Consider the following 9,582-nt stretch of genomic DNA (forward strand, 5'->3'; position numbering starts at 1 on the left):
GTCTCGATTGATGAAGCGCTTCGTATTGCAGAAGAGTCCAAGCTGGACCTGGTGGAAATCTCCGCCGATGCAATCCCACCTGTTTGTCGGGTGATGGACTACGGCAAATCGATCTTCGAAAAGAAGAAGCAGGTTGCCGCAGCGAAGAAGAACCAGAAGCAGATTCAAGTAAAAGAAATCAAGTTTCGTCCAGGGACGGAGGAAGGGGATTACCAGGTAAAACTGCGCAACCTGGTACGTTTCCTGAGTGATGGGGACAGGGCCAAGGTATCCTTGCGATTCCGCGGCCGTGAGATGGCCCACCAGGAGCTGGGGATGGAACTCCTCAAGCGGGTTGAAGCTGACCTGCTCGAGTACGGTTCGGTCGAACAGCATCCTAAGATGGAAGGACGCCAGCTTATTATGGTCATCGCCCCGAAAAAGAAGAAGTAATCAACAGGGCACGGCAGGCCTTCTGATTATGTTTATCAACTGAATGCGGAGTACCGAACATGCCAAAGATGAAAACTAAAAGTGGTGCTGCTAAGCGGTTTCTGAAAACTGCTAACGGCATCAAGCACAAGCACGCTTTCAAGAGCCACATCCTGACCAAAATGTCGACCAAGCGTAAGCGTCAACTGCGCGGTAGCAGCTTGCTGCATCCGTCTGACGTGGCAAAAGTCGAGCGCATGCTGCGCCTTCGTTAATTTTGGTTCAAGAATAGAGGAAGTAACTCATGGCTCGTGTAAAGCGTGGCGTCATGGCCCGTAAGCGTCACAAAAAAATTCTGAAACTTGCTAAAGGCTACTACGGCGCGCGTTCACGCGTATTCCGTGTTGCCAAGCAAGCGGTAATCAAGGCAGGCCAATACGCCTACCGCGACCGTCGTCAGAAAAAACGTCAGTTCCGCGCTCTGTGGATCGCTCGTATCAACGCTGGTGCACGTGTTAACGGTCTGTCCTACAGCCGTTTCATCGCTGGCCTGAAAAAAGCGTCCATCGAAATCGACCGTAAGGTTCTGGCTGAACTGGCCGTGAACGAAAAAGCGGTGTTTGCTGCGATTGTCGAGAAAGCTAAAGCCTCCTTGGCTTAAGTACCCCCGACAGTCACCCTGGGCTACTCCTGTGGCCCAAGGTGGTAAACGTCATAAATAGGGGAAGAGCCTTCAAGCTCTTCCCCTATTTTGTATCTGGAGTCTGTACATGGAAAACCTGGACGCGCTCGTCGCCCAAGCCCTTGAGGCTGTGCAAAGCGCTGAAGATGTAAATGCCCTGGAGCAAATCCGGGTTCACTACCTTGGCAAGAAAGGTGAATTGACTCAGGTGATGAAGACCCTGGGAAATATGCCTGCTGAAGAGCGTCCGCAAGTCGGTGCGCTGATCAACGTCGCCAAGGAGCGTGTCACAGAGGTTCTCAATGCGCGCAAGGCGTCGCTCGAGGAGGCCGATCTTGCGGCCAAGCTCGCCGCCGAGTCCATTGACGTGACCTTGCCTGGTCGTGGCCAGGCCTCGGGCGGTCTGCATCCGATCACCCGGACTCTGGAACGTATCGAACAGTTCTTCACCCACATCGGCTACGGCATTGCCGAAGGCCCTGAGGTCGAAGACGACTACCACAACTTCGAGGCGCTCAACATCCCAGGCCATCACCCGGCCCGGTCGATGCACGACACCTTTTATTTCAACGCCAACATGCTGCTGCGCACCCATACCTCGCCGGTACAGGTCCGCACCATGGAAGCGAACAAGCCGCCGATCCGCATTGTCTGCCCAGGCCGTGTGTACCGTAGCGACTCGGATATCACCCATTCGCCGATGTTCCACCAGGTCGAAGGCCTGCTGGTTGATCGCGATATCAATTTCGCCGACCTCAAAGGCACCATCGAAGAGTTCCTGCGGGTGTTCTTCGAAAAAGAGTTGGCGGTGCGTTTCCGTCCCTCGTTCTTCCCGTTCACCGAGCCATCGGCTGAAGTCGACATGGAATGCGTGATGTGCAGCGGTAAAGGCTGCCGTGTGTGCAAGCAGACCGGCTGGCTGGAAGTGATGGGCTGCGGCATGGTTCACCCCAACGTGCTGCGCATGTCCGGGATCGACCCGGAAGAGTTCTCGGGCTTTGCCTTCGGCATGGGCGTTGAGCGTCTGGCCATGCTGCGTTACGGCGTGAACGACTTGCGTCTGTTCTTCGACAACGACTTGCGGTTCCTCGCGCAATTTCGCTAGTCGTAACGAATCTTTAGGAGAGCAGGATGAAATTCAGTGAACAATGGCTGCGTGGCTGGGTAAGCCCGCAGGTAGATCGCGACGCGCTGGTTGCGCGTCTGTCGATGGCCGGCCTTGAGGTCGATAGCGTTACCCCGGCCGCCGGAGTTTTCAGCGGCGTGGTGGTGGGCGAGGTGTTGAGCACCGAGCAGCACCCGGATGCCGACAAATTGCGTGTGTGCCAGGTCAGCAACGGCTCGGAAACCTTTCAGGTCGTGTGCGGAGCGCCTAACGTGCGCCCGGGCCTGAAGATCCCGTTCGCCATGATCGGCGCCCAGTTGCCGGGCGACTTCAAGATCAAGAAGGCCAAGCTGCGTGGCGTTGAATCCAACGGCATGCTGTGCTCCCAGGCTGAGCTGCAAGTGGGTGAGGGCAATGATGGCTTGATGGAGCTGCCGGCCGACGCGCCAGTGGGTCAGGACATCCGTGTTTACCTGGAGCTGGAAGACGCCAGCATCGAGGTCGACCTGACCCCCAACCGCGGCGACTGTCTGTCCCTGGCTGGCCTGGCCCGTGAAGTGGGCGCGCTGTACAACGCACCTGTCACTCGTCCAGTGGTCGCTGCCGTACCGGCGGTACACGACGAAGTGCGCTCGATTGAAGTATTGGCGCCCAACGCTTGCCCGCGTTACCTGGGGCGTGTGATCCGTAACGTCGACCTGTCCAAGCCAACCCCGCTGTGGATGGTCGAGCGCCTGCGTCGTGCCGACGTGCGCAGCATCGACGCCGCCGTCGACATCACCAACTACGTGATGCTTGAACTGGGCCAGCCGTTGCACGCGTTCGATCTTGCCGAAATCAACGGCGGCATCCGCGTGCGTATGGCCGAAGAGGGTGAGAAGCTGGTGCTGCTCGATGGTCAGGAAGTCAGCCTGCGTGCCGATACCCTCGTGATCGCCGACCACGCACGCGCCCTGGCGATTGCCGGCGTGATGGGTGGCGAGCACAGCGGTGTATCCGCGACCACCCGTGATGTATTCCTTGAAAGTGCGTTCTTCGACCAGATCGCGATCGCTGGCAAGGCCCGTTCCTACGGCCTGCACACCGATGCGTCGCACCGCTACGAGCGTGGTGTGGACTGGAAACTCGCCCGTGAAGCCATGGAGCGCGCCACCGGCCTGCTGCTGGAAATCACCGGTGGCGAAGCCGGCCCGATCACCGAAACCGTCAGCGAACAGTACCTGCCGTCGATTGCGCCGATCACCTTGCGTGCCAAAAGCGTTGAGCAAATGCTCGGCCTGGTCATCGAGCCGGCTGAAATCGAGCAACTGCTGTCTGCGCTCGGCCTGGGTATTTCTGCGGGTGGGGAAGGGCAGTGGCAGGTTGCAGTACCTAGCCATCGCTTCGACATCAGCCTGGAAGTCGATCTGATCGAAGAGCTGGCGCGCCTGTACGGCTACAACCGCCTGCCGGTTCGCTATCCGCAAGCACGCCTGGCACCGCAACCCAAGGCCGAAGCGCGTGCGCACCTGCCCGAACTGCGTCGTTTGCTGGTTGCCCGTGGTTACCAGGAAGCAGTGACCTATAGCTTCATTGATCCAAAACAGTTCGAACTGTTCAACCCTGGCGTAGAGCCGTTGCTGCTGGCCAACCCGATCTCCAACGACATGGCCGCCATGCGTTCCTCGTTGTGGCCGGGCCTGGTGAAGGCACTTTCCCACAACCTGAACCGCCAGCAAGACCGCGTGCGCCTGTTCGAAAGCGGCTTGCGTTTCGTCGGCCAGCTCGATGGCTTGAAGCAAGAGCCAATGCTGGCGGGTGTTGTCTGCGGCAGCCGCCTGCCGGAAGGCTGGGCGCAAGGCCGTGAGGTCGTGGACTTCTTCGACGTCAAGGCTGACGTGGAAGCGGTGCTGGGCTTTGCCGGTGCGCTGGACGCCTTTACGTTTGTACCGGGCAGCCACCCAGCCTTGCACCCAGGCCAGACTGCACGTATCGAGCGTGAAGGTCGCCTGGTGGGCTTCGTCGGCGCCATTCACCCGGAACTGTCGAAAACCTTGGGTCTGGACCGTCCAGTCTTCGTGTTTGAGCTAGTCTTGGCTGAAGTTGCGTCGGGCAAGATGCCTAAATTCAGCGAGTTGTCGCGCTTCCCTGAAGTGCGCCGCGACCTGGCCCTGATTGCCGACCGTGAAGTCGCTGCCACTGCAGTTCTGGATGTAATCCGTGAAAATGCAGGGGAATGGCTGACAGACCTCAGGCTATTTGACGTCTATCAGGGTAAAGGCATTGATCCGCATAGAAAAAGCCTTGCAGTTGGCTTGACCTGGCAGCATCCATCGCGCACTCTTAATGACGATGAGGTGAATACCACGACGCAAAATATCCTCACCTCGCTCGAACAAAGGTTGAACGCCACGTTAAGGAAGTGACGTATGGGGGCTTTGACGAAAGCTGAGATGGCGGAACGTCTGTACGAAGAGTTGGGTCTGAACAAGCGCGAGGCCAAGGAATTGGTTGAGCTGTTTTTTGAAGAGATCAGACACGCTCTGGAAGACAACGAACAGGTCAAATTGTCCGGTTTCGGCAATTTTGACCTGCGAGACAAACGCCAGCGGCCTGGCCGCAATCCAAAAACGGGAGAAGAAATCCCGATCACGGCTCGCCGTGTGGTCACCTTTCGTCCAGGGCAGAAGTTGAAGGCCCGAGTTGAGGCTTATGCTGGAACCAAGTCATAACGACGAGCTACCCGTCATCCCAGGCAAACGCTACTTCACCATTGGTGAAGTCAGCGAGCTGTGTGCGGTAAAACCGCACGTGCTGCGCTATTGGGAGCAGGAGTTTCCTCAACTCAACCCCGTCAAACGCACCGGGAACCGTCGGTATTATCAGCGCCAGGACGTGCTGATGATCCGACAGATCCGCGCGTTGCTGTACGACCAGGGGTTCACCATCAGCGGCGCACGCCAGCGTATGTCCGGTGATGAAGCCAAAGACGACACCACCCAATACAAGCAACTGATCCGCCAGATGATCTCCGAATTGGAAGATGTACTGGTGGTGCTGAAAAAATGATTCAAGCTTTAAAAATACTTCCACATTTCAAAAGCTTGCGGTATATTCCGGTTCGCTTCGTTAAGAAGCGAACCCAGTAACACGCCTAGTCGGGGCGTAGCGCAGTCCGGTAGCGCACTAGCATGGGGTGCTAGGGGTCGAGTGTTCGAATCACTCCGTCCCGACCATATTATTCAATGACTTAGCCGAGCTCTAACCAGTTCGGCTTTTTCATGCGTAGGGACTTTTGCGGGGAATCATCCCGACTTCCTCCTCAAGAGGGTCAGCGCTGGCCCGCGATAGTCAGTTGCTGACACTTTGTTCGCAGCCTCAATCAGATGCTGCAGCTCCGGCGTAGAATAGTGGCTGGTGATGCTGCCGTTCTTGTGGCCCAAAAAAGCCTTGCGGTTCTCCTCGGTTGTCCGCCGCTCTCATTCACACCTTCTTTACTAGCTAAAAAAGGCAAAATTTTGAAGGTGAAACTGCGTAGGGTTCAATCCTTGGCCGGTGAGCAGTTCAAGGCCGAGTACACCGTCATTAAGATCCTTGAGCACCGAAAGGCGATAGATCGGTTACCAATAAGTTTCCAGCGCAACCTGGCTTGAAGACAAAGCCCGCTAGCGAGCGGCCCTCCTCGCATTTGTCTACCGTTTCCCTGCCTGCTCGTAGACTGAGCTGCGTTCGCGTTTTCCGACGGCCAGAACCAAGATGACAATCCGCTCATCCTCAACGCGGTATACAAGCCGATAGCCGGCGCCGCGCAATTTGATCTTGTAACAATCTTTCATATCGTGAAGCGCGTCACTTGGCACTCGCGGTCCGGCCTGTCGCTCCTGGAGCTTTTTCAGAAACTGGAGACGTATCGTACCGTCGAGTTTTCGCAGTTCCTTGAGCGCCTTCGGATCCCATTCAACGTCGTAATCAGCGCCCATTGGCTATATCTGCCTCCGCCTCGCCAATCAGATCGTCGAGAGATACTCGAACGGGTGTTTCGTTGGCGTCGAGCCGAGCCTTGACCAAGTGAATCAGTTCCAGCTCGTCCAAGCGCTCTACCATCGCTTCGTAGACATTTGCCGGAACCATGTAGCCCATAACGCGGTTGTGGTTCAGTACCGCCACGGGCAGGCCATTGGCGCCGCTCAAGACGGATGATGGGTTTTTCTTGAGTTCGGAAACGCTCACCGCCACGTCAGCCAGAATATTTTGCATAGATAAGACTCCTATATAGGTCTTAATTCTGGTCTTTTTGTTATGGGGTGGCAAGTGTTCCCCTAAAGTTCAGAGCATGCTCGCATTTACAGAGCTTGATCGCTGAACTATCGAGGCCGGTGCAAACTGGCATATGATTACCAGCAGCTCATTGAGCTACTGACTGAGGCAGATCATCATGCGTAAAGCTAATACCGAAGAATCCAGCCTATTGGCGGATTTCTTCAGTAACGCCTCCTATGAAACCAAGCGTGAGGTTTTCCGGGAGGTGCTTCACAAGGCAAGCGCTTCCCAGCGTGAGGTGGTTGCACGCGCGGCAAAAATCAAAGGCTCACTCTCCGCTGGTGACTCTGTCAGAAATAAAACGTCTGACGCCTAGTTTTGAGTAACCATTAAACGCCCGGCTTGTCTGCTGGGTTTTTTCGTTTTGCGCATCCGTTGACGCAACGCTGAAAAATGAGGTGGAATTGAAACGCAGCCTGTTTGCCGAGCTGGTGCAAGGTGTGGAGGATATGAGTGAGCACCGCAAGGGAAATATTACGCTTCGTCAGTACGAAATGAGCAAAACCAGTGCTTGTCAGGCGGGTCAGGATGAAGCTGGGTACGTTGAAGAGCTTGGAGTAGTCGAAGTCCAACCCAAATTCCCAGGCTGCGCTGCCGATTAAGTGGTCAGCGCGTCCCTGAAACCTTGAAGCCCGGTCATGCGCCGGGCTTTCTGCATCTGGCTCAAGGCTTTTCAGCGTTAGCCTTTTCATGCAGGGCAGCTATGCCCTCAATCTCGACTCTCTACAGATGCGGTAGACACTGCCTATACCGCCATCGTGGAGATGTGTAAGTTCGACGGCCTGTTGCTGAGCGGTCTCAGCCCAAACTGCGATAAGTGCGCCTGGGAAGTTTCCTACATTCCGCGTCAGGGCTTGCTTGTTAGGCTCCAGCTCTTTGAGCTTAAGGAGTTCCCTGATGACAAAACGTCTAGCCGCCGAGTTCTTCGGCACATTCTGGCTGGTACTGGGTGGTTGCGGCAGTGCCGTTCTGGCTGCCGCCTTCCCTGAGCTGGGCATCGGCTTTGTCGGCGTGGCATTGGCATTTGGCTTGACGGTATTAACCATGGCCTACGCCGTCGGCCATATTTCCGGCGGTCATTTCAATCCGGCGGTCACTCTGGGTTTGCTCGCCGCAAGGCGTATTGATGGCAAGGATGTGCTGCCCTACATCGTCACTCAGGTACTAGGTGCGATCGCAGCTGGCGGGGTGTTGTACCTGATCGCCAGCGGCAAGGCCGGGTTTGATGTGTCGGCGGGGTTTGCCACCAATGGTTACGGTGAGCACTCTCCGGGTGGTTTCTCGTTTCTGTCAGTGGTGGTCACCGAGTTTGTACTGACTGCGTTTTTCCTGCTGATCATCCTGGGTGTTACCGATAAAAAAGCACCGGCCGGATTTGCGCCGCTTGCCATTGGCCTCGCCCTGGTCTTGATTCACTTGATCAGTATTCCAGTGAGCAATACATCCGTTAACCCGGCGCGCAGCACTGGCGTGGCGATTTTCCAGGGCGGTTGGGCGGTCTCCCAGTTATGGGTGTTCTGGGTGATGCCTTTGGCAGGTGGTGCGTTTGGTGGCCTTGTGCATCGTTTGGTATTCGCGACAAAGTCCTAGGCGGTAAGAGTGAAGGCTGTCCTTTTTGCAGTCGACGGTAGTTTTTAAATCCATGCCTAGAGCCCTCCGTCGTTGTATTGTTGGCTGTAGCGGTGCATGACCCACGGCGTGCACAACCTGACAATCGCAAGTGACGGTGCCCACTCAGGCGCGTGGACAACCGGGGTGTGTTCTGCCTCACGCCCCGGTAGCCAGAACTCCAGCGCAATCTCCTTGTGGCGCTGTTCAGCGTCACGTAACAAGTGATTGTGCGTCAGCAGGCCGTATACCTCTATGTTGTTGAAGTCCTGCTCAAGTTTAGTGAGCCCCACGTCTTGGTTTTTGCTGGCTGCGCAACGTTCTGTGGGCGGGTGACGGTAGTATTTGAAGTCGATGACTTTCACTTGGGTTTGAGTATTCAGTACAAGGTCAGGGCGGCGTTCGATACCATTGCGATGGAATATCTGCGCACGCGTGGCCAGCCAGTGTTTCCTTAACATGGGCGTTGATAAGGTCGATGGTAAATGATCGAAATCACAGGTCATGAAGCCCATCATGCCTGGTTCGCCTTGGCCGGTTGCGGCATGGTGCAGGCAGACCGACTCCCAGACGGCCCAGAAATTCTTGATGCCCCAGATCTGCCCTTGGCGCTGCCCATGGGTGTGTCCACCGTATAAATAGCGCTCCAGCACCTCGTGTAACAATCGATAGTTGCTACCGCGTAGCGATTCTTGGCGGTTGATTTCGCGCAATAAATATTGCAGGTGCTGCCGTGTACGTAAGCATTGTTGCCGGTCTATGCCAAAGAGAGAGTCATTGGCGGCCAGGTGTCGATGCCTGAAGTGGGCTGCTATTGCTTGAGCATCCGCGCTGAAACTGCCCCATCTGCAGGCCGGGTCTATTCCCAGAAACGCTCGATAAAAGTCGTCGGCGATGAAGCAGTACAAACCGACAATATCGGACATGCCATAGCAGGCTTCACGTCGTGATCCTGGCGTCCGCTCAAGATAAGGCGCGCCATTGTTATCAAACACCGCCAGGTGCAGGTGTCGCTCAAGATGCCGGGTCACGTCCCAAGGTTGTTGTGCAATCCTTTTGCGTAGAGACAGCAATCCAAGCGGGTCAGCACGGTCGAAGAGCTCATCCAGGCCCATGGCGTCACAAAATGAGATACCACCATCACCTTCTTGAAGTCCTGGCTCTGAGTGCTCCTCCAATCCATCCAATTGACCCAGTCGCTTGAAAGAGCGGCGCGTGCGACGAAAGACCGCGAAGCTTTTGTAGAGCACAGCCAGTGCTTGAGCGGGCGCCATACCACTCATGCCGAATGGTACTTTCAGTTGGTAACTGCCGTCAGGCTGAGTAAAAATCCCCACGGCGCCGTCATCACTTTCCTCCAAGAGCATGTCATGTATGAGCATCACTGTGACCTATGCCCGTTCAGTGGTATGTGTGCCCACAACCGGGCTTGTAGGGGGGGTGTCAAAGAGTCGTTCAATAAAGAGGTCTGCGTGGT

At 56.0% G+C, this 9,582-nt stretch carries 14 protein-coding genes, 1 tRNA gene and 1 pseudogene; 11 read left to right on the forward strand and 5 right to left on the reverse strand.

The genetic code is table 11. From position 1 onward, the window contains the following. The 8 genes from infC to GIW04_RS23260 form a co-directional block, all read left to right on the forward strand. Positions 1-432: translation initiation factor IF-3 (gene infC, locus GIW04_RS23225; protein WP_236479226.1), on the forward strand; the 432-nt coding region annotated here is incomplete at its 5' end. 59 nt (positions 433-491) lie between these two features. After that, positions 492-686, forward strand: a complete 195-nt coding sequence (gene rpmI / locus GIW04_RS23230) for a 50S ribosomal protein L35 (protein WP_002553160.1) — start codon at positions 492-494, stop codon at positions 684-686. A gap of 29 nt (positions 687-715) precedes the next feature. After that, positions 716-1,072, forward strand: a complete 357-nt coding sequence (rplT, locus tag GIW04_RS23235; RefSeq protein WP_003192488.1) for a 50S ribosomal protein L20 — start codon at positions 716-718, stop codon at positions 1,070-1,072. A gap of 109 nt (positions 1,073-1,181) precedes the next feature. After that, the gene (gene pheS / locus GIW04_RS23240) at positions 1,182-2,198 is read left to right on the forward strand and encodes a phenylalanine--tRNA ligase subunit alpha (protein WP_034135967.1); all 1,017 of its coding nucleotides are present in this window, start codon (positions 1,182-1,184) and stop codon (positions 2,196-2,198) included. 26 nt (positions 2,199-2,224) lie between these two features. Further along, a complete protein-coding gene (gene pheT, locus GIW04_RS23245; RefSeq protein ID WP_098950859.1) occupies positions 2,225-4,603 on the forward strand; it encodes a phenylalanine--tRNA ligase subunit beta in 2,379 nt (792 codons plus the stop codon). A 3-nt stretch (positions 4,604-4,606) separates the two neighbouring features. Beyond that, a complete protein-coding gene (ihfA, locus tag GIW04_RS23250) occupies positions 4,607-4,909 on the forward strand; it encodes an integration host factor subunit alpha (protein WP_002553164.1) in 303 nt (100 codons plus the stop codon). Further along, a complete protein-coding gene (locus tag GIW04_RS23255; protein ID WP_003174972.1) occupies positions 4,890-5,246 on the forward strand; it encodes a MerR family transcriptional regulator in 357 nt (118 codons plus the stop codon). Before ihfA ends, GIW04_RS23255 begins: the two co-directional genes overlap by 20 nt. A gap of 90 nt (positions 5,247-5,336) precedes the next feature. Then, a tRNA-Pro gene (locus tag GIW04_RS23260) sits at positions 5,337-5,413 on the forward strand. A gap of 69 nt (positions 5,414-5,482) precedes the next feature. Here GIW04_RS23260 and GIW04_RS23265 read toward each other — a convergent pair. Further along, positions 5,483-5,644: pseudogene (locus GIW04_RS23265) on the reverse strand (tyrosine-type recombinase/integrase); the annotation flags it as partial. On the opposite strand from GIW04_RS23265, the gene GIW04_RS23270 reads away from it, so the two are divergent. Then, complete coding sequence (locus tag GIW04_RS23270) at positions 5,588-5,830, forward strand: hypothetical protein (RefSeq protein ID WP_236479227.1); 243 nt, start codon at positions 5,588-5,590, stop codon at positions 5,828-5,830. The pseudogene GIW04_RS23265 and the gene GIW04_RS23270 overlap by 57 nt on opposite strands. Before the next feature lie 39 nt (positions 5,831-5,869). Here GIW04_RS23270 and GIW04_RS23275 read toward each other — a convergent pair whose 3' ends face one another. Continuing rightward, positions 5,870-6,157, reverse strand: coding sequence for a type II toxin-antitoxin system RelE family toxin (locus GIW04_RS23275; RefSeq protein WP_120248908.1), 288 nt, complete (start codon positions 6,155-6,157; stop codon positions 5,870-5,872). After that, positions 6,147-6,434, reverse strand: a complete 288-nt coding sequence (locus tag GIW04_RS23280; RefSeq protein ID WP_120248907.1) for a type II toxin-antitoxin system Phd/YefM family antitoxin — start codon at positions 6,432-6,434, stop codon at positions 6,147-6,149. Before GIW04_RS23280 ends, GIW04_RS23275 begins: the two co-directional genes overlap by 11 nt. A 178-nt stretch (positions 6,435-6,612) precedes the next feature. On the opposite strand from GIW04_RS23280, the gene GIW04_RS23285 reads away from it, so the two are divergent. After that, complete coding sequence (locus GIW04_RS23285; RefSeq protein WP_120248906.1) at positions 6,613-6,813, forward strand: hypothetical protein; 201 nt, start codon at positions 6,613-6,615, stop codon at positions 6,811-6,813. A gap of 13 nt (positions 6,814-6,826) precedes the next feature. Here the strand turns inward: GIW04_RS23285 and GIW04_RS23290 are convergent, their stop codons facing one another. Then, positions 6,827-7,189: a hypothetical protein gene (locus tag GIW04_RS23290; RefSeq protein ID WP_120248905.1), complete on the reverse strand. Its 363-nt coding sequence runs from the start codon at positions 7,187-7,189 to the stop codon at positions 6,827-6,829. A 202-nt stretch (positions 7,190-7,391) separates the two neighbouring features. Between GIW04_RS23290 and aqpZ the strand changes: the two genes are divergently transcribed. Beyond that, positions 7,392-8,087, forward strand: a complete 696-nt coding sequence (gene aqpZ, locus GIW04_RS23295; protein ID WP_329607637.1) for an aquaporin Z — start codon at positions 7,392-7,394, stop codon at positions 8,085-8,087. A 56-nt stretch (positions 8,088-8,143) separates the two neighbouring features. On the opposite strand, the gene GIW04_RS23300 is transcribed toward aqpZ, so the two are convergent. Then, positions 8,144-9,487, reverse strand: coding sequence for a hypothetical protein (locus GIW04_RS23300; RefSeq protein WP_120248903.1), 1,344 nt, complete (start codon positions 9,485-9,487; stop codon positions 8,144-8,146). Between the last annotated feature and the right edge of the window lie 95 nt (positions 9,488-9,582).

It is taken from the genome of Pseudomonas sp. PA-4-8C (genome assembly GCF_021606625.1).
In the GTDB taxonomy this organism is placed as follows: domain Bacteria; phylum Pseudomonadota; class Gammaproteobacteria; order Pseudomonadales; family Pseudomonadaceae; genus Aquipseudomonas; species Aquipseudomonas lactis.

What these genes read in the sequence shown, in the direction of transcription:
- rplT (WP_003192488.1), top strand. Translation starts at nt 716, where the DNA reads ATGGCTCGTGTAAAGCGTGGCGTCATGGCCCGTAAGCGTCACAAAAAA.
- GIW04_RS23285 (WP_120248906.1), top strand. Translation starts at nt 6,613, where the DNA reads ATGCGTAAAGCTAATACCGAAGAATCCAGCCTATTGGCGGATTTCTTC.
- GIW04_RS23300 (WP_120248903.1), bottom strand. Translation starts at nt 9,487, where the DNA reads ATGCTCATACATGACATGCTCTTGGAGGAAAGTGATGACGGCGCCGTG.
- GIW04_RS23290 (WP_120248905.1), bottom strand. Translation starts at nt 7,189, where the DNA reads ATGAAAAGGCTAACGCTGAAAAGCCTTGAGCCAGATGCAGAAAGCCCG.
- rpmI (WP_002553160.1), top strand. Translation starts at nt 492, where the DNA reads ATGCCAAAGATGAAAACTAAAAGTGGTGCTGCTAAGCGGTTTCTGAAA.
- GIW04_RS23280 (WP_120248907.1), bottom strand. Translation starts at nt 6,434, where the DNA reads ATGCAAAATATTCTGGCTGACGTGGCGGTGAGCGTTTCCGAACTCAAG.
- pheT (WP_098950859.1), top strand. Translation starts at nt 2,225, where the DNA reads ATGAAATTCAGTGAACAATGGCTGCGTGGCTGGGTAAGCCCGCAGGTA.
- GIW04_RS23255 (WP_003174972.1), top strand. Translation starts at nt 4,890, where the DNA reads ATGCTGGAACCAAGTCATAACGACGAGCTACCCGTCATCCCAGGCAAA.
- pheS (WP_034135967.1), top strand. Translation starts at nt 1,182, where the DNA reads ATGGAAAACCTGGACGCGCTCGTCGCCCAAGCCCTTGAGGCTGTGCAA.
- GIW04_RS23275 (WP_120248908.1), bottom strand. Translation starts at nt 6,157, where the DNA reads ATGGGCGCTGATTACGACGTTGAATGGGATCCGAAGGCGCTCAAGGAA.
- ihfA (WP_002553164.1), top strand. Translation starts at nt 4,607, where the DNA reads ATGGGGGCTTTGACGAAAGCTGAGATGGCGGAACGTCTGTACGAAGAG.